The organism is Nocardia sp. NPDC051832, assembly GCF_040681285.1.
Taxonomy (GTDB): Bacteria; Actinomycetota; Actinomycetes; order Mycobacteriales; family Mycobacteriaceae; genus Nocardia.
The window spans coordinates 576,189-594,167 of record NZ_JBFAYL010000002.1; the positions used below are offsets into that span (position 1 = coordinate 576,189).

A 17,979-nucleotide genomic window follows, 5' to 3' on the forward strand; every position below is an offset into this window, starting at 1 on the left:
TCGCCGGGTGCGGCGTCGGGGACGAAGCGCGGTCGGCCGGTCGATCCCGTCGCGGACGTCCGGCACCGATTGGCCCAGCTCGGCGTCGAGATCGAACACCCGTCCAACACACGGGAACCCAAGCCAGTCCGGCGGGGCGCAGGTGGTAGCGCCGAGCCGGACTCCGCGGGGACCCGGTCGAGCGATCCCGATCCGCAGCGGGCGCGCTCGACCGGGTTCACGCCCCCGGCCCGGCGGTCACGCCGGGGCCGGGGACACCACAGCGCGGATCCGGTGGCGGCTGGATCCGAGGGGTACGGCTCCGAGCCGGGCGCCGATTCCGATCGGCCCCGCAAGGACCGCACCCCGCAGGGCGGGACGGTCGAGCAGGCAAAGGAGGCGTGTCTTCGCCTGCTCGCCGTCCGCGCTCGCAGCCGCGCCGAACTAGCCCAGCGCCTAGCCGCGAAGGGCTACACCCCGGAAATCACCGAGGAAGCCCTGAACCGCCTGGCCGACGTCGGCCTCATCGACGACGCCGCCTTTGCGGCCGAATGGGTGCACGCCCGCCACACCTTCTCCGGCAAGGGCAAACAAGCTCTCGCCCAAGAGCTCCGCCGCAAGGGCGTAGCCCAGTCCGACTCCGCCCCCGCCCTCGAAGCCATCAGCTCCGACGACGAGACCTCCCGCGCCGCCGACCTGGTCCGCCGCAAACTCCGCACCATGCCCGCGAACCTGGACCGCGAGAAAACAATCCGCCGCCTGGTCGGCATGCTCGCGCGTCGCGGCTATCCGCAGTCGGTCGCCTTCACCGTGGTGAAAGCTCAACTAGCAGAGCGGGACACCCCGGAATTCGAGTCGCTGGAGCTGGAGCCGTAGCGGCTTCGGGTGCGGCGCCGGTAGTCGGCCAGCACCACCGCCGCGGCGGCCAGGGTGAACGCGGCGCCGCACCACAACGCTATTGACGGTTGATCAGTGTGATCGACGACCAGACCGGCGGTGGCCGGGCCCACGACGGCACCGATGTTGAGGGCGGTGGTCGCCAGCGCTCCCGCGATACGCGGCGCGGTGGGCGCGCTGTACTGCACGATCGAGGCGATCAGGGTCGATCCGACGCCGAACGCGACCGCACCGGCCACGGCCGCCATGATCATGACTCCGGCCAGGGTGTGCGCGGTCAACGCGGCAAGTAGCCAGACCGCGCTGAGGACCATCGTTCCGATCAGGACGATCCGCCCTCGGTAGCGGTCGCTGTAGCGACCGCTGAGCGTCACCCCGGCGAATGACCCGATACCGAACAGCGCCAGCACAACCGGAATCCAGCGGCCCTCCGCGCTGACCCCGGCGGTGATGGTGCCGAGAAAGGTGAACCCGGCGAAGGTCGCGGCGTTGACCAGCACACCGGCCCCGATCGCCGCCCGGACCGGCAGTATCCCGAGCACCGCCCATTCACCGCGGAACGAGCGGTCGGCCGATCCAGTGCGCTCCGGTCGCGTAGGTCGCTGTCCGGCCGTGCTCGCACGGCCCGGCTCGTGCTCGTCTCGCGGCACCAGCACCCAGACCAGCACGAGCGCCGCCGCGCTGAGGATCGCGATGGCCCAGAAGGCCGATCGCCACCCCCACGCCTGGCCCAGCAGCGTCCCCGCCGGGACGCCCGCGATACAGGCCATCGTCACCCCGGACACGAGGACAGCGGTAGCGCGCCCGATCAGCACCGGTCCGACCAGCCGCGGCAACGCCGCCAGCGCGGTCGCCAAGAAACCGGCGTTGGCGACCGCCGCGACGATCCGAGTCCCCAGCAGCATCGGGAACTCCGTCGCAAGCGCGCCGACGACATGAGCAGCGCAGAAGATCGCCAAGAACGCGAGCACCGCGTGCCTGACCGGTAACCGGCCGACCACCAGCGCCATCGCCGGAGCCCCGAGGACCATGCCGGCGGCGAAGAGGGACGTCAGCAAACCGGCGGCACCGAGCGAGATCCCCAGCTCCCCGGCGATCGGGACGAGCAATCCCGACACCATGAACTCAGATGTGCCCTGCGCGAAAACAGCAGCGGCCAACACGAAAACCACAATGGGCATAGAAAAGAAACTCTCCGGTCGCAGAATCGGTGAACATCGACCGACAGCAAGGAGCCACATCGTCCGGCGCTACGAAATACCCCTCCGCCGCGGCGATCGAGCCGACCTGCGGGGGAACACAACTCACAACGCCGCCCGGCACCAAGGTCGGGCGGCTACCTTCTGGACGCCTCCGGAGAACTCACACGCACACCGTAACGGCTTCGCTCCTGACAGGGCAACGCATTATCGCGCTCAACTGCGAAAACGGCGGCGCGGCAACGGTTTCTGTAGCGTGGCGGCTGTCAGTGCCTGAGGGGTGGGCAGGCGGGGTATGGGCGGAGCGAGGTCGGCTGTGGGCGAGATCGGGATCGATGAACCAATCAAGATGGTGGAGGGCGATTTCTACGCCGATCCGCATCAGTACTACGAGCGGTGGCGCAAGCACGGGCCGCTGCATCGGGTGCGGTTCGCACACGGGATTCCCTGCTGGGTGATCATCGGGTACGCCGAAGCGCGGGCGGCGCTGGCGGATCCGCGGCTGCGCAAGAACGCCGCGGATATGTATGAGCTGTTCCGGCGCAAGAGCTCGGAGATCCTCACCGACGAAAACGCCGAGGCGCTCGGTTCGCACATGCTCAACAGCGACCCGCCCGACCACACCCGGCTACGCAAGCTGGTGACCAAGGCGTTCACCCCGCGGCGGGTGGCGGCGCTGCGGCCCCGGATCGAGGAGATCACCGCCGCGCTGCTCGACGACATGGCGGGCCGGGACGAAGTCGACCTGATTCAGGCTTTCACGAATCCGTTGCCGGTCACCGTGATCTGCGAACTGCTGGGCGTGCCGTACCAGGATCGGGCCGACTTCCAGGCGTGGACGCGGGTGCTGGTCGGTTCGGGCAACACCATGGCCGATCGCGGGGCGGCGACGGTCGCGATGACGGAGTACCTGCGAAAGCTGATCGCGGCCAAGCAGAGTCGCCCCGAGGCGGACCTGCTGTCGGGGCTGGTACAGCCGGCGGACGACGGCGAACGGCTCGACGAGCAGGAACTGGTGGCCATGTCGTTCCTGCTGCTGGTCGCCGGACATGAAACCACCGTGAACCTGCTCGCCAACGGCACGTACGCATTGCTGCGCGACAGAGCGCAGTGGGACGCGCTGCGCGCCGACCCGTCGGGCATCCCCGCTGCCGTGGAGGAGTTCCTGCGCTACGAGGGCCCGGTGGGCTGGTCGACGGTCCGCTACACCTCCGAACCGGTCCGTATCGGCGAAATCACCATCCCCGCAGACGAACTCGTCTACGTCGCGCTCGCCGCGGCGAACCGCGACCCGGCCCGCTTCGACGACCCGAGCCACCTCGACATCAACGCCAACGCCGCCGGGCACCTGGCCTTCGGCCACGGCATCCACTTCTGCGTCGGCGCACCGCTGGCCCGCCTGGAAGCCGAGATCGCGTTCTCGTCCCTGCTCCGTCGTTTCCCCGCACTGGATTTCGCGGACCAGGCCTACACCCCCGAATGGCAGCACAGCATCCTCTTCCGCGGCCTGAGCGACCTCCCGGTCCGCCCCGGCGCCTAGCGCCACCCGAACACAACGCCACCCGAAAAGGCAGCAGCCCCGCCGATTTCGTTCGGCGGGGCTGCTGCGCGTCCAGAGCTACTTCTGCGTGAGATCCACGCCCGGAGCCGCATCGGTGAGGATGGAGTCGGCGGCGACCACCGCACCACCCTTCTTCCGGGTGCGCAGCCGCTGCTCCAGCTTGGTCGCCAGCACGGTGAGCGCGCTGTTGAAGGCGATCATGATGACGCCCGCGACGAGCAGAGCTGGAATGGTGTTCTGCAGGGCGGCGCCCATCTGGAAACTGGAGCGCACCAGTTCGGTGTAGAGGATCAGATAGCCCAGCGCCGTATCCTTGAGCGCCACCACCATTTGCGAGACCAGCGCCGGCAGCATCGCGGTGACGGCCTGCGGCAGCAGCACCAGCCGCATCAGCTGGTTCTTGCGCATGCCGAGCGCGACCGCGGCCTCGCTCTGCCCCTTCGGCAGCGACCGGATGCCGGCGCGCACGATCTCGGCGATGACCGAGCCGTTGTAGATGGTCAGCGCGGTCACCACGGCCGCGAGCGTGCGCTGGCTGGTGTCGAACACCTTGTACTCGGAGAAGATCGCGTACAGGAAGATCATCAGGATCAGCACGGGGATGGACCGTGCGACCTCGACCAGCGTGCCCGCGAAACCGCGCATCGTCCGGTGATCGGACAACCGCAGAATGCCGAAGATCATGCCCACGATCAGGGCGAACACGATCGAGAGCACCGCGGCGACCAGCGTGCCCTTGATGCCGGGCAGCAGGTAGGTCTCCCAGATCGCGGCCTCGGTGAACGGCCGCCACTTGTCCGCGGTGAACTGTCCTTTGTCCTGGAACTGGAGGAACAGCCACACGCCGCCCGCGAGCACGGCGACGACCACTACGACGGAGTAGATGAAGTTGCGCACCCGCGCCTTGGGGCCCGGCGCGTCGAAGAGAACGGAAGCGCGTTTGGTCATCGGGCCACCTCGAATCGCTTGGCGAGCCAGCCGAACAGCAGGCCCATCGGCAGGGTCAGCAGCACGAAGCCGAGTGCGAAGATCGCGCCGATGGCGAGCAGCGCGGCTTCGTTCTCCAGCATCTCCGACATGAGCAGCGCGGCTTCGGAGACCCCGATGACCGCGGCCACGGTGGAGTTCTTGGTCAACGCGATGAGCACACTGCCCAGCGGGGCGATGACGGAGCGGAAAGCCTGCGGCAGCACGATGAATCGCAGATTCTGGCCGAAGGTCAAGCCGAGCGAGCGGCCCGCCTCGGACTGGCCCAGCGCCACGGTGTTGATACCCGACCGCAGCGATTCGCAGACGAACGCGGCGGTGTAGACCGACAAGCCGATGATGGCCCAGCGGTAGTTGGTGTCGGTGAGCTGATCGCTGCCGAGCGTCCAGCCGAGCGTGGAATACAGGCCCAGCGAGCAGAAGACGATGATCAGCGTCAGCGGGGTGTTGCGGAAGATGGTGACGTAAGCGGTACCGACCGCGCGAGCGATCGGGATGGGGGACACGCGCATCGCGGCGACGACGGTGCCCAGGATGAGTGCGCCGACCGCGGAGAAAGCGGTCAGTTTGATGGTCACCCAGAAGGCTTCGAGGATCTTGGTGTCATACCGCGAGATCAAGTCGAACACGTGGGCGCGGCCCTCCGATCGGATGTGGATTTGCTAATCGGTCTGGAATGCGAGCGGGTGGCTCGAGGATCGCCCGAACCACCCGCGCGAAGCACAACTCAGTAGCGGTCGACCGCGGGAGCGGCCTGCGCCTTGAAGCCCGACGGGCCGACGGTCGCGTCGAGCGCCTTCTGCCAGGAGCCGTCCTTGATCATCGCTTCGATCGCGTCGTTGATCTTGCCGCGCAGTTCGGTGTCACCCTTCTTCACACCGATGCCGTACTTCTCGGTGCTGAACGGCTGGCCGACGAGCTTCAGCTTGCCGGGGGACTGCGCCGCGAAACCGGCGAGAATGATGTCATCGGTGGTCAGCGCGTCGACCGAGCCGTTGAGCAGCGCCTCGACGCACAGCGAGTAGGTGTCGAACTCCTGCAGCTGAACGTCCTTGGCGTACTTGGTCTTGACGTTCTGCGCCGGGGTGGAGCCCTTGACCGAGCACAGCTTCTTGTTGCCGGTCAGCGATTCCGGACCGGTGATGTCGGTGTTCTCCGACTTCACCAGCAGCGACTGACCCGCGATGAAGTACGGGCCGGCGAAATCGATCTTCTCTTTGCGCTTGTCGTTGATGGAGTAGGTGCCGACGATGTAGTCGACCTGCGCGTTCTCCAGCAGCGTCTCGCGCTGCGGGGTCGGGGCTTCCTTGAATTCGATGTTCTCCGGCTTCACGCCGAGCTTGTCCGCGACGTACTTGGCGACCTCGACATCGAATCCGGTGAAGGAGCCGTCCTTGGTGCGCAGGCCCAGACCGGGCTGGTCGTACTTGATGCCGACGGTAATTTTGCCGTCCTTGGCCTTGTCGAGAGCGGACTTCTCGTCGCCGCCGCCACAGGCGGTGACAGCCAGTGCCAGGGCGATCGCCCCGACACCGAAGCGAAGTGCACGGTTGATCCTCATCGGGTTCCTTACTCCTCTAGTGAATTGCGAAGACTCAGTGGCTCAAGATCTTGCCGAGGAAATCCTTGGCACGGTCGGATTTCGGGGCGGTGAAGAAGACATCGGGGGTGGCGTCCTCGACGACCTCACCGTCGGCCATGAACAGCACCCGGTTGCCGGCGCGGCGCGCGAAGCCCATCTCGTGGGTGACGACCAGCATGGTCATCCCCTCCTTGGCCAGCGACACCATGACGTCGAGCACCTCGTTGACCATTTCCGGGTCCAGCGCCGAGGTCGGCTCGTCGAACAGCATCACCTTCGGGTTCATCGCGAGCGCGCGGGCGATGGCCACACGCTGCTGCTGGCCGCCGGAAAGCTGGGCGGGGTACTTGTCGGCCTGATTGGCGATGCCGACCCGCTCCAGCAGCTCCATGGCGCGGGTGCGGGCGTCTTCCTTCTTGGTCTTGCGCACCTTCATCGGCGCGAGCATCACGTTTTCGAGGATGGTCTTGTGCGCGAAGAGGTTGAACGACTGGAACACCATGCCGACATCGGCGCGCAGCGCGGCCAGCGCCTTGCCCTCGGCGGGCAGCGGGACGCCGTCGATGGCGATCGCGCCGGAGTCGATCGGCTCGAGCCGGTTGATGGTGCGGCACAGCGTCGACTTACCCGAGCCCGAAGGGCCGAGCACGATCACGACCTGCCCCTTGGGCACTTCGAGGTTGATATCGCGCAGCACGTGCAGGTCGCCGAAGTGCTTGTCCACCGTTTTCATGGAGATCATCGGTGGTCCGCTGGCGGCGGGCCCCGGATCGGTGCTCGGGGCGTCCTTGGTCAGCGTCGGCGGCGCGGAGGTGGTAGCGCCTTCGTCCCCGGATGAAGCGTTCCCGGTTGTGTCGGGCGCGGCAGCGGCGTCGTCGGTCATGGTCCAAGACCTTAAGGGGAAAACGTGCGTTCGCCCCGGTTTTCGAAACACGCCGCGCCGACACGCCGATCCGTCACATAGATGTAACACGGTTCACGCTTCCGAGACCTCGTGGTGGCGGTCGCCCGTCCTGCGCCGATACCGCGGCGCGGCGATACGATCGTGCCGTGGGCGCAGACGCATCCGAGTACCGTCCGATAGCCACGACCTCCGCCTTCGTGCTGGCTGTCGTCGGCGGGGTGGTGACGGCGCTCAGCGTGCCCGGAACCTGGCGGGTACTGGCCGAGGGGTACAGCGCGGGATTCCGGGACACCTACACCGTGGTGCCACAGGGGTCGCTGCGGCTCTACTACTGGTGCGCCGCGATCCTCGATCCGGCCGTCGTGATTCTGTTGATCGGTGGCGCGATTCTGTTGTTCTGGCGACGGGAGTCGGGGCGGATCCTGTTGACGGCCGGGTGTGCGCTGGTGATCGCGCTAGGGGTTTTCGGGGCCGCGGTGAAGCCCGATCTGTTCGGTCTCGGGCCGGCGGGCGCGATCGACAAGGTGCTTTATCTTGTGCCCCTGGTCTTTCCGGTCGCGACGATCGTGCTGACCTGGTCGCGCCGGACGTCGGCGAGTCCGGTGATGCACTGATCAGCCGCCGCGCAGCCATTGCTCCTTGAGCATCCAGTGGTTGGCCCACCAGGCGCGGACTATCTCGGGGTCGGCGTTCGCGGGTGGCGGCGGGGATTCGCCGGGGAAGAGCCAGTTGCCATCGGGTGCGCCGACGGTGGTCCGGGGCGGCGGAGGCGGCGGTTCGGTGCCGGTGCCGGGTTCGGCGGGCGGTTCGGCCGGGTCCGGGGTGTCGGGTGGGGCGACAGGTCTTTGGGTGACCGGGGGCGCGGTGGTCCAGATCGCCGCGGGCGGTGGGGCGGGGGCCGGCGGCGGAGCGGTGGTGATCGGTTCCACCGGGAGCGGGGCGTCGGTGGTCGGCGGGAGCTCGGCCGGTGCGGTCGAGATGGTTGTTGGCGCGACGGTCGCCGGTGCGGGGATCGCCGGCGCGCTGGGTGAGGAGACCGCCCGGTTCTCGGCTTCCGCCGGTGGATCGTCGCGCAGCGCCACAATGGCGAGCGCCGAGGTGCCCAGCACGGTGGCGGCGACGGCGGCGGCCAGTAATCGCCGGTTGCGTCGGCGCACCGGCGGCGCCGGCGGGGGGACCAGCTGCCGAAGTTGTTCGGCGGCAACGAGAGCGGCGCCCCGGGCGGCGGCGTCCGCGTGATAGGGGATCAGGCTGACCGAGGCGGGCAGGCCGCGGCGCAGCGCGGGCGTCAAGCCGGGATCGCCGGTGCCCGAACCACACAGGATGACCGCGTCCGGCCGGGTCGCGACCGCGTTCAGGGTCGGCAGGATCTGGCCGGCGGTGTCGGCGTCGACCGAGCCGAAAGCCCAGGAGTCGGCGGCGGATACGGTGTTCCGATCCGGACCGAGGCAGACGTAGGAGGTGTGCCCGTCCAGGACCTCGAGCACCATGAGCTGGGGGAACTGGTCGAAGCCGGACTCCGCCCGGGTCAGCGCCGCCAGCGCCGCGCGGTCCGAGACCAGCGACGAGGTCGCCCACTTGCCGGTCGCCAGCTGCGCCAGGATCGACCGGCGCTCGGGCACCGAGCGGTACACGATGGCGACGTCGTCGATGCGGGCGCGTTCGCCCAGCTCCGCCGCGAAACCGTCCAGGACGCTCGTGATCACCGCGCCCTCCGGGTCGCCCGGTAGCCGGCGCTGTGTCGCGCGTAACACGATCTCCGGGGGTTGTGCCGTCAGCACGATCCCGCGCACCACGGTCCGTTCGATGGATATCCCGACTGTGGCCATGCCGAACACCTCTGCTCGAAAACAACTCTCATCGATGCTTCGACACCGAGCCTTCGTACGACTGCACAACGGCGTTATTTCTCAGGAAAAATTTGATCTGGGGCAGGGTGGCCTTGGGAATGTCCGGTTTGCATACCCCCGTACCCTGGATGGGTGGATTCGAACGGACAGGTAGTGGGGCACCAGCGTAGTTACGAGGTCCGCACCTTCGGTTGCCAGATGAACGTGCACGATTCCGAGCGCCTGTCCGGCCTGCTCGAGGATGCGGGATACGTCAAGGCCGCCGCCGGCGCGACGGCCGACCTCGTCGTCTTCAACACCTGCGCGGTCCGGGAGAACGCCGACAACAAGCTGTACGGCACCCTGGGCCACCTCGCGCCGATCAAGGCCGACCGGCCCGGCATGCAGATCGCCGTCGGCGGCTGCCTGGCCCAGAAGGACCGCGACGTCGTCGTCCGCAAGGCGCCGTGGGTGGATGTGGTGTTCGGCACGCACAACATCGGCTCGCTGCCGGTGCTGCTGGAACGCGCCCGCCACAATGCCGAAGCCCAGGTCGAGATCCTCGAATCGCTGGAAGCCTTCCCCTCCACGCTGCCCGCCAAGCGCGAATCCGCCTACGCGGGCTGGGTGTCGATCTCGGTGGGCTGCAACAACACCTGCACGTTCTGCATCGTGCCGGCGCTGCGCGGCAAAGAGGTCGACCGGCGTCCGGGTGACGTGCTGGCCGAGGTGCAGGCGCTCGTCGACCAGGGCGTGCTCGAGGTGACCCTGCTCGGCCAGAACGTGAACTCCTACGGCGTGAACTTCGTCGACGAATCCGAACCGCGCGACCGATCCGCTTTCGCGAAGCTGCTGCGCGCCTGCGGCACGATCGACGGTCTCGAACGGGTCCGCTTCACCTCGCCGCATCCGGCCGAATTCACCGACGACGTCATCGAAGCCATGGCCGAGACCCCGAACATCTGTCCGCAGCTGCACATGCCGTTGCAGTCCGGGTCCGATCGCGTGCTCAAGGCGATGCGGCGCTCCTACCGCAAGTCGCGCTACCTCGGGATCATCGAGAAGGTGCGCGCCGCCATGCCGCACGCCGCCATCACCACCGACATCATCGTCGGCTTCCCCGGCGAAACCGAGGAGGACTTCCAGGAAACCCTGGACGTGGTCCGTCAGGCGCGTTTCACCAGCGCCTACACCTTCCAGTACTCGATCCGCCCTGGCACGCCCGCCGCGGACATGCCGGATCAGCTGCCGAAAGCCGTTGTGCAGGAACGCTACAACCGGTTGATCGCGCTCCAGGAGGAAGTCTGCCTCGAGGCCAACCGGGAGCTGATCGGCACCGAGGTGGAGTTGCTGGTCGCCGAGGGTGCGGGGAAGAAGAACGCCGCCACCGCCCGGATGAGCGGTCGGGCCCGGGACGGGCGGCTCGTGCACTTCCGCCCCGGCGGGACGGACGAGACGATTCGGCCGGGCGATGTCGTCGTCGTCGACGTCACCGAGGCCGCGCCGCACTTCCTGATCGCCGATTCGCCGATCAAGTCGCATCGCCGCACCCGTGCGGGAGACGCGCACGAGCGCGGCGTCACCCCGAAGACCGAACCGATCGGCGTCGGGCTCGGCCTGCCCCGCATCGGCGCGCCGATCCTGGAACCGGTCGCCGCGTCGGGCTGCTCGACTGGTTGCGCCAGCTGAGGCGCACCACCGTGAAAGCCGTTGAGCGGCAGCGTCTCCGCCGGTAGCGTGGACGGCGGGGGTGATCGGAATGCAACAGCCCACCGTCGAGGTCCCGGATCTGCACGACGTGTCGGCCCTGGACGCGGATATCGCCTTCTTCGATCAGGATTGATCGCTACCGCCGGAATCCGTTGGGCGCTAGCCTTGATCAGGGGTGAATCGAAGTGGCTGACGCATCGATCGAGGTGCCGGATTTCTGCGGGATGCAAGCGCTGGACGCGTGGCTGCTCGGCCATGATCTGGGGCTGCTGCTGGTCGGACCGGATCCGGACAGTCCGGAACCGCTGATGCACGGCATCGTGACTCGGCAGCAACCGCTGCCCGGGGCCAAGGTGGGCCGGTGGGATCCGGTGACGGTGTGGGTGCGGCGTCCGCCGGACGACTCCGGAGACCGGGAGCCCCAGCAGCCGCTGCCGCCTAAGCAGTCCGACGCTGCCTTCTTCGACGAGGATTAGGCCGCTGTGGTACTACCGGGGACAACGCAGGAGGTGACATGAACGGCGGCGCGGCGCGCGACGATCGGGACGACGCTACTACTGGACGTAGTGGGGCGGCTGATCGGGCTGGGAGCGGGGATGGCACAGTGGACACGCCAGGCGCCGCCGATTCAGCCGAAGGAGACGAGGGTTCTGTGAACTCGGTCGACAGCAGCAAGGACTTCGAACAGTTCCGTGCCGAACTGGACTCCGTCGAGCGGCGGATCGCCGGGGAGATCGATCCGGGGATGCGCGCGATGGTGGTAGCGGGCGCGGTGTTCGTGCTGCTGTTGTCGTTCGTGCTGCCGCATGCCGGCGCCGCCCGCGGCTTCGACGTGCTGCTCGGCACCGACGTCACCCGGCTCGAGCACATCGGCCTGCCCTCGCGCCTGTTCGTCTGGTTCGGCGTGGTCTTCGGCATCGGTTTCTCGCTGCTGGCCCTGATGACCCGCCGGTGGGTGCTGGCCTGGATCGCGGTCGCCGGATCGGCCGTCGGCTGCGCGTTCGGCGTGTTCTCGATCTGGCACCGCCAGACCCCCGGCCTGGGCAACATCCAGAGTTCCGGCCCCGGCCTGGGCCTGATCCTGGGCACCCTCGCCATCATGGTGCTGACCTTCCACTGGATCCGCGTCGTCTGGAGCCGCACCACCCTGCAACTGGCCGCCGAGGAACAGCGCCGCATCGCCGCCGCCGAAGCCGAAGAACGCGACCGCCGCCGCCTCACCGGCGAATAGTCTCACCCGATCTTGGCGAGAATCCGGGCGCTGTAGGAGCGGTCGGGTGCCGCGCGCCTGGAGTGCGACCGGGCCAGATAGGCCCCGATCCCCGCGCCCGCCGCGTTCATCAGCACGTCGTCGATCGAGGTGTAGCGCCCCAGATCCAGGACGTACTGGGCGATCTCGAGCGAGGCCGACAACCCCGCCCCGACCAGTGTCATCCGCAGCACGCCCGCACACCGCGGAAACCGCAGCGGCAGTAGGAAACCCAACGGCAGAAACAGCACCATATTCGCCGTCACCTGCACCACGGTGTTGCTCGACGCCTCGGTCAGCGTCTCGAACAAATCCCGCAACGGAACCAGAATCACCTGCCGCTCACCGTCCGCCGGCGTCAAGATCATCCACACCCACGGCAACGTCCCCCCGAGGATCCCCGCCTCGGCCGCCGTATCCCGAAATGCCTGCTCCGGCGCGCGCCCCTGCCTCACCCGCGCCCGAAACACCAGCCCCGCGCCAACTATCAGCATCGGCACCGCCAACGCCCAGACAACCAGCACGTCGCCCCAGGAATCCCATACTTGCCGCACCATGCTGACGTTATCGGCTCAACCCGCTACGCCGTTGCGCCCCAACCACACCCGCCCAACCCCGCCACACTCTCTCCACAAACAAGATCATCCGGAACTGGCGGCGGAGGCTGTGCCGCCCTCGGTTCCGGATGATCGTGGTTGGGGCCTGGGTCAGAGGTTGCTGACAGCGCCTTCGGCGGCTTCGGCCCACTCCCGCCACTGTTGGGCTTGGGCGAGGGCCTTCTCGGCGTCGCGCTTGTTGCCGGCGGCTTGGGCTTTCGCGGCTTGTTCCTCGAACTGGGCGACGCGTTCGCGGAACTGGGCGGCGCGGGCCATGGCTTCGGGGTCGCTGCGGCGCCACTGCGCGTCGGCGGCCTCGCGGACGCGCTTCTCGATGGTGCGGAGCTTGCCTTCGAGTTCCTGCATGCGTTCGCGGGGGACCTTGCCGATGGCGTCCCATTTGTCCTGGAGTTCGCGCAGCGCGGCGCGGGCGCTGTCCAGGCCGCCGGCCGGGTCGATGTGCTCGTAGGCGCGCAGCAGCTCTTCCTTGGCGGTGGCGTTGTGCTCGAACTCGGCGTCGCGTTCGGAGACCGCCGCGTTGCGGGCGGCGAAGAACACGTCCTGGGCGCTCTTGAAACGCCGCCACAGCGCCTCGTCGGCTTCGCGGGGGGCGCGGCCCGCGGCTTTCCATTCGGTCAGCAGATCGCGGAAGACGGCGGCGGTGCCGCTCCAATCGGTGGAGCCGGACAGCTCCTCGGCCCGCACGCACAGCTCTTCCTTGCGGGTCTTCGCGGCGGCGCGTTCCCGGTCCAGCTCGGCGAAGTGCGCGCCGCGCCGCCGGTTGAACGCCTCCCGGGCCTTGGAGTACCGCTTCCACAGGGCGTCGTCGACCTTGCGATCCACCCCGCGGATCGACTTCCACTCGTCGAGGATTTCGCGCAGCCGATCACCGGCGGCCTTCCACTGGGTGGACTCGGCGGCAATCTTCTCGGCCTCCGCGCACAGCGTTTCCTTGCGCTCGGTGTGCTCGTGCTTGGCGCGTTCCTTCTCCTCCTTGGCGTGCGCGGCGGCCTCTTCGGAGTGCTCGGCGATCGCCTGCAAGCGGCGCGCCAGCCCCTCGACATCGCCGATCACGGCGGCGGTGGGCAGCGATTCGGCCAGCGTGACGGCGGCGGCCTTGGTCTTGCGGGCATCCGCGCCGGCGGCCAGGCGCGCTTCCAGCAACGCCACCTCGGTGGCCAGATCGTCGAAGCGGCGACCGAAATGCGCCAGCCCCTCGGCGGCGTCACCGGCCTGCCAGGATCCGACAACCCGTTCGCCCTCAGCGGTTTTCACCCAGGCGGTGCCGTCCTCGTCGACCCGGCCCCAGGCGCTGGGATCGGTGACGGAGGGCACGACGACGGGATGCGGGTGCGGCTGGGCCGGGCCCGGAGCGGGCTTCATCGCATGCGGCTTGGGGTGGGGGGTGGGGCCGCCGGGTTTGGGGGCGCCGGACGGGCGCGGGCCGGGGGTGGGGTTTGCGGAGGCCTGGGGGTCGGCAGCCGGCGGAGCTTGCGGAGCCGGTGGGGTGGGTGAACTCTGCTGGGTGGCCTTCGCGGTTCCGTTGCTGTCGCTCATTGCTCTCCGTCCTTGCCGCGCGTCACGGCTGCCTGGTTACGCCCTAGCTCATTCCATTGAACCCGGTCCGAGCTCTTCGAGACCCTCGATCCACGCTCTCCCCCGGTGAAATCCGGTGGATGTCAACCCGTGATGACCTGGGTTGTAGCACCTCGAGACTATCAATCCCCGGCTCGGATTGACGCAGAGACACTCGAGCTGGCGGCGCGGCGGGGTCCGCGGGTTCCCCGCGTCGGCGCACCCGGTGCCGCGCAAGGCCGTAGACGGCAACGACTACCGTTTACGGAGTGTTCTCCCTAGCGGCCCTGGTCCCGTCGCCGCCGATCCTGGTTCCCGAGCTCGGCGGGGCGGTCGCGCGCACCGGCGCGGATCCGGTCGCGCCCCTGCGCGAAGCCGTGCTGGCGGCGGTGCGCGCGCTGGATGCCGCGGGGGAGTGGGTGGTCGTCGGGATCGGTGATTCCGGGCAGCGCAGCCTGGGCCCGCGCGACGGAATCGGGACCTTCCGGGGTTTCGGGGCGGATGTGCGGGTGGGGTTGTCCGCTGCCGCCCTGCTCGGCGAGAGCGGTGCTGCCGCGGATCTCGCCGAGCCCGTCACACCCGATCCGGCGTGGCCGCTGCCGGCGCTGATCGCGGCTTGGGCTCGAGGGCAGGTAGCGCCCGATGCGGAACCGACGGTGTGGTTCGTCGAAGCCGATTGTTCCGCGGATGATTGTGTGCGGTTCGGCGCCGGGCTGCGTGCCGGTTTCGATCACGGTCGGACCCCGGTCGGGGTGCTGGTGATCGCGGATGGTTCGTCGAAACTGACCGTCAAGTCGCCGGGCTACTTGAATCCGCAGGCGGCCGCGGTACAGGAAGAACTGGACAATGCCTTGGCGGCAGGAGACGCCGACGCATTGCGCGCGCTGGATCCGGCGCACTGCGCAGACCTCGGTATCTCCGGTCGCGCGGCGTATCAGGTGCTGGCGGGTCTCTTCGCCGCGGACTCGGCCGTCGGAAAGGCCGAAACCCTTTATCAGGACGCCCCTTTCGGCGTTGGCTACCACGTCGGGCTGTGGCATCCGGGTGGTGCCGCACGATCGAGCGCCGGTAGCGCGGGAGGTGTGTCGTGACAGCCGGGATTACGCCGATCGCGGTGGTCGGACCGACCGCCACCGGCAAATCCGATCTGGGTCTGGAGCTGGCGGAGCGATTCGGCGGCGAGATCGTCAATATCGACGCGATGCAGCTGTATCGCGGCATGGACATCGGGACCGCGAAACTGCCGGTGGCACAACGGCGGGGTATTCCGCACCATCAACTCGACGTGCTCGACGTGACCGAATACGCGACTGTCGCCGCCTATCAGACCGCCGCCATCGCCGACGTCGAGTCGATCATGGCGCGCGGTCACGTCCCGGTGATCGTCGGCGGCTCGATGATGTATGTCCAAGCGCTGCTGGACAATTGGGAGTTCCCGGCCACCGACCCCGTGGTCCGGGCGCGCTGGGAGGCGGTGCTGGCGGAGCGGGGCGTCGCCGCGGTGCACGCGGAGTTGACGAAGTCCGATCCGGCCGCCGCCGCGACCATCCTGCCCACCGACGGCCGCCGGATGGTGCGCGCCCTCGAGGTGGTCGAGCTCACCGGCAAGCCGTTCGCGGCCTCCGCCCCCACGATCGGCGAACCTCGTTGGGGCACAACGATCATCGGCGTAGACCGGGACACCGCCGAACTCGATGCCCGGATCGAACTGCGCACCGCGCTGATGTTCGACGCCGGTCTCGTCGAGGAGGTCCAGGCCCTGATCGGCAAGGGTCTGCGCGACGGCGTCACCGCTCGCCGCGCCATCGGCTACGCGCAGGTTCTGGCTTACCTCGACGACGAGTACGACCTGGCCCAGGCGCGGGAACGCACCCTGATCGGCACCCGGCGCTATGTGCGGCGGCAACGCTCCTGGTTCCGCCGGGATCCGCGGGTGCGCTGGGTGAACGGCGCCGACCCGGATCTGGTCGCCACCGCGCTCGGGCTCCTCGAATCATCCAGTGCTACAACCTCTCTCGCTGGAAGCGGCCCGCAGGCCGCCGACCGGCCCGAAGCGACGGAACGGACAGCGCAGTGACCCAGAATTCCCGGCACCGGCCGGGCCGGCCCGAAGACGACGGCGGCAAGCGAGTGAGCACCCGCAACGCCTCGGTCCAGGTCTGGCAGGCGTATCTGACCAATCGCAACACCCGCAACCGGGACTCGAAGTTCCTGGTCCAGGGCGTGCGGCCGATCACCCAGGCGATCGCCAACGGCTGGCCGCTGGAAACCCTGCTGTACCGCCTCGGTGCTCCCGAATTGTCCAGCTGGGCAAGGGAGTTGCTCGACACCACCGACGTGCCCTGCGTCGGCCTGGTCCCGGAATTGATGGCCGAGCTCGGCGAGAAGTCCACGGGCACACCGGAGGTGGTCGCCGTCGCGGCATCCCGGCAGGACCGCCTCGACACCTTCGAACCCGGCGAACCGGGAGATTTCCCGATCGTCGTGGTGTTCGATCGCCCCAACTCGCCCGGCAATCTGGGCACCCTGATCCGTTCGGCCGACGCCTTCGGTGCCGACGGCGTGATCGTCACCGGCCACGGCGCCGACCAGTACGACCCGCAGGCCGTCCGCGCCTCCACCGGCTCGCTGTTCGCGATGCCGGTGCTGCGGGCCCCGGGCGCTGCCCAGGTCGTCGCCTTCCGGGACCGGCAGATCCAGCGCGGCATCCCCACCCGCATCGTCGGCACCGACGAGCACGGCACGCACGCGATCTTCGATCAGGATTTCAGCGAGGCCACCATCCTGGTGATCGGCAACGAGACCAGCGGCATGAGCCAGGCGTGGCTGGAGGCCTGCGACGATCTGGTGTCCATCCCGATGGGCGGCACCGCCAGCTCGCTGGGCGCACCCTCGGCGGGCGCGGTCGCGCTGTATGAAATTTCCCGGCAACGCCGGACGTTTGCCCGATGAGTAGCGAGGAGACGAGGAACGTGGCCGATATCGAGTTCACCAAGGGACACGGCACCCAGAACGATTTCGTGGTGCTGCCGGACCTCGATGTCCGCCTCGACCTGACCGTCGAGCGCGTCGCCGCGCTCTGCGACCGGCAGCGCGGTCTCGGCGCGGACGGCGTGCTCCGGGTGGCGCGCGCCGGCGCGCTGCTGGACGCGGGCGTGCTCACCGAGCTTCCCGAGGGCGTCGCCGGCGACGACTGGTTCATGGATTACCGCAACGCGGACGGCTCCATCGCCGAAATGTGCGGCAATGGTGTCCGGGTTTTCGCCCATTACCTGGCCGCGAAGGGCCTGGAAACCCGCGACCGGTATGTGGTCGGCAGCCGCGGCGGCGCCCGCCCGGTCACCGTGCACGCGGCGGACGCTGTGCACGCGGAGGTCACCGTCGCCATGGGACAGGTCCGCGAGCTGGGCCCCTCGACCGCGACCATCGCCGGCGGCGCTTATCCGGGTATCGGCATCGACGTCGGCAATCCGCACCTGGCCTGCGTCGACCCGAATCTGACCGCCGAGGCGCTGACCAAACTCGATCTGTCCGTTTCCCCCGGCTTCGACCCCGAGCTCTTTCCGCGTGGCGTCAACGTCGAAATCCTCACCCCGCTGGACGCGGACGGCGCGGTGGATATGCGCGTCTACGAGCGCGGCGTCGGCGAAACCCGTTCCTGCGGAACCGGAACCGTCGCCACCGCGGCTGCCGCCTTGGCGCATCAGGGTTTCGACATCCAGGCGGATACCGGCCAGGTGATCGTGCGCGTGCCGGGTGGTCAGGTCACCGTCGCCCTCGCGAACGGCGCGGCGACCTTGCGCGGCCCGTCCGTGCTGGTGGCGACCGGTCAGCTGGCGGGGTCGTGGTGGGCGAGCCTCTGACGGCAGGGGTGTCTCCGCTAACGAATCAGTTCCCGTAACCGACGAACG

18 protein-coding genes are annotated in these 17,979 nt (G+C 68.6%); 10 read left to right on the plus strand and 8 right to left on the minus strand.

The genetic code is table 11. The features are described from left to right. The first annotated feature begins 273 nt into the window (after nucleotides 1–273). Nucleotides 274–855, plus strand: a complete 582-nt coding sequence (gene recX / locus AB0M14_RS12595) for a recombination regulator RecX (protein ID WP_364995701.1) — start codon at nucleotides 274–276, stop codon at nucleotides 853–855. On the opposite strand, the gene AB0M14_RS12600 is transcribed toward recX, so the two are convergent. Continuing rightward, nucleotides 801–2,117, minus strand: coding sequence for a Cmx/CmrA family chloramphenicol efflux MFS transporter (locus AB0M14_RS12600; RefSeq protein ID WP_364993003.1), 1,317 nt, complete (start codon nucleotides 2,115–2,117; stop codon nucleotides 801–803). The two genes, recX and AB0M14_RS12600, sit on opposite strands and share 55 nt — an antisense overlap. A 274-nt stretch (nucleotides 2,118–2,391) precedes the next feature. Here AB0M14_RS12600 and AB0M14_RS12605 point away from each other — a divergent pair, with 274 nt between their 5' ends. Continuing rightward, a complete protein-coding gene (locus AB0M14_RS12605) occupies nucleotides 2,392–3,615 on the plus strand; it encodes a cytochrome P450 (protein ID WP_364993006.1) in 1,224 nt (407 codons plus the stop codon). 78 nt (nucleotides 3,616–3,693) lie between these two features. Here the strand turns inward: AB0M14_RS12605 and AB0M14_RS12610 are convergent, their stop codons facing one another. The 4 genes from AB0M14_RS12610 to AB0M14_RS12625 all read right to left on the minus strand — a co-directional run bounded on the left by AB0M14_RS12610 (nucleotide 3,694) and on the right by AB0M14_RS12625 (nucleotide 6,947). Beyond that, nucleotides 3,694–4,584: an amino acid ABC transporter permease gene (locus AB0M14_RS12610; RefSeq protein WP_364993009.1), complete on the minus strand. Its 891-nt coding sequence runs from the start codon at nucleotides 4,582–4,584 to the stop codon at nucleotides 3,694–3,696. Beyond that, nucleotides 4,581–5,252: an amino acid ABC transporter permease gene (locus tag AB0M14_RS12615; RefSeq protein ID WP_364993011.1), complete on the minus strand. Its 672-nt coding sequence runs from the start codon at nucleotides 5,250–5,252 to the stop codon at nucleotides 4,581–4,583. Before AB0M14_RS12615 ends, AB0M14_RS12610 begins: the two co-directional genes overlap by 4 nt. 98 nt (nucleotides 5,253–5,350) lie before the next feature. Further along, nucleotides 5,351–6,184, minus strand: a complete 834-nt coding sequence (locus AB0M14_RS12620) for a glutamate ABC transporter substrate-binding protein (RefSeq protein ID WP_364993015.1) — start codon at nucleotides 6,182–6,184, stop codon at nucleotides 5,351–5,353. Between the two features lie 34 nt (nucleotides 6,185–6,218). Beyond that, nucleotides 6,219–6,947, minus strand: coding sequence for an amino acid ABC transporter ATP-binding protein (locus AB0M14_RS12625; RefSeq protein ID WP_364995703.1), 729 nt, complete (start codon nucleotides 6,945–6,947; stop codon nucleotides 6,219–6,221). A 308-nt stretch (nucleotides 6,948–7,255) separates the two neighbouring features. On the opposite strand from AB0M14_RS12625, the gene AB0M14_RS12630 reads away from it, so the two are divergent. Further along, entirely contained in the window at nucleotides 7,256–7,723 is a 468-nt protein-coding gene (locus AB0M14_RS12630; protein ID WP_364993017.1) for a hypothetical protein, read from the plus strand. On the opposite strand, the gene AB0M14_RS12635 is transcribed toward AB0M14_RS12630, so the two are convergent. Beyond that, a complete protein-coding gene (locus AB0M14_RS12635) occupies nucleotides 7,724–8,938 on the minus strand; it encodes a hypothetical protein (protein WP_364993022.1) in 1,215 nt (404 codons plus the stop codon). Nucleotides 8,939–9,112: 174 nt separating this feature from the next. On the opposite strand from AB0M14_RS12635, the gene miaB reads away from it, so the two are divergent. The 3 genes from miaB to AB0M14_RS12650 all read left to right on the plus strand — a co-directional run bounded on the left by miaB (nucleotide 9,113) and on the right by AB0M14_RS12650 (nucleotide 11,879). Further along, a complete protein-coding gene (miaB, locus tag AB0M14_RS12640) occupies nucleotides 9,113–10,627 on the plus strand; it encodes a tRNA (N6-isopentenyl adenosine(37)-C2)-methylthiotransferase MiaB (protein WP_364995706.1) in 1,515 nt (504 codons plus the stop codon). A 206-nt stretch (nucleotides 10,628–10,833) separates the two neighbouring features. Then, complete coding sequence (locus AB0M14_RS12645) at nucleotides 10,834–11,124, plus strand: PASTA domain-containing protein (RefSeq protein WP_364993026.1); 291 nt, start codon at nucleotides 10,834–10,836, stop codon at nucleotides 11,122–11,124. A gap of 176 nt (nucleotides 11,125–11,300) precedes the next feature. After that, complete coding sequence (locus AB0M14_RS12650; RefSeq protein WP_364993029.1) at nucleotides 11,301–11,879, plus strand: hypothetical protein; 579 nt, start codon at nucleotides 11,301–11,303, stop codon at nucleotides 11,877–11,879. A 2-nt stretch (nucleotides 11,880–11,881) separates the two neighbouring features. On the opposite strand, the gene AB0M14_RS12655 is transcribed toward AB0M14_RS12650, so the two are convergent. Together AB0M14_RS12655 and AB0M14_RS12660 are read right to left on the minus strand one after the other, a co-directional pair. Next, nucleotides 11,882–12,451 carry a VanZ family protein gene (locus tag AB0M14_RS12655; RefSeq protein ID WP_364993033.1) on the minus strand — a complete coding sequence of 190 codons (570 nt, stop codon included), beginning with the start codon at nucleotides 12,449–12,451 and terminating at the stop codon, nucleotides 11,882–11,884. A gap of 153 nt (nucleotides 12,452–12,604) precedes the next feature. Next, complete coding sequence (locus AB0M14_RS12660; protein ID WP_364993035.1) at nucleotides 12,605–14,050, minus strand: DUF349 domain-containing protein; 1,446 nt, start codon at nucleotides 14,048–14,050, stop codon at nucleotides 12,605–12,607. A gap of 287 nt (nucleotides 14,051–14,337) precedes the next feature. Between AB0M14_RS12660 and AB0M14_RS12665 the strand changes: the two genes are divergently transcribed. Genes AB0M14_RS12665 through dapF form a run of 4 tightly spaced genes read left to right on the plus strand, consistent with a single transcriptional unit; the run spans nucleotide 14,338 to nucleotide 17,931 of the window. Next, nucleotides 14,338–15,159 carry a hypothetical protein gene (locus AB0M14_RS12665; protein WP_364993038.1) on the plus strand — a complete coding sequence of 274 codons (822 nt, stop codon included), beginning with the start codon at nucleotides 14,338–14,340 and terminating at the stop codon, nucleotides 15,157–15,159. Beyond that, nucleotides 15,156–16,145 carry a tRNA (adenosine(37)-N6)-dimethylallyltransferase MiaA gene (gene miaA, locus AB0M14_RS12670; RefSeq protein ID WP_364993041.1) on the plus strand — a complete coding sequence of 330 codons (990 nt, stop codon included), beginning with the start codon at nucleotides 15,156–15,158 and terminating at the stop codon, nucleotides 16,143–16,145. Before AB0M14_RS12665 ends, miaA begins: the two co-directional genes overlap by 4 nt. Next, nucleotides 16,142–17,020 (plus strand): TrmH family RNA methyltransferase, encoded by an 879-nt coding sequence (locus AB0M14_RS12675; RefSeq protein WP_364993044.1) that lies wholly within the window; start codon nucleotides 16,142–16,144, stop codon nucleotides 17,018–17,020. The genes miaA and AB0M14_RS12675 overlap by 4 nt, the downstream gene beginning before the upstream one ends. 29 nt (nucleotides 17,021–17,049) lie before the next feature. Next, nucleotides 17,050–17,931, plus strand: a complete 882-nt coding sequence (gene dapF / locus AB0M14_RS12680; protein ID WP_364995708.1) for a diaminopimelate epimerase — start codon at nucleotides 17,050–17,052, stop codon at nucleotides 17,929–17,931. Nucleotides 17,932–17,979 lie beyond the last annotated feature (48 nt).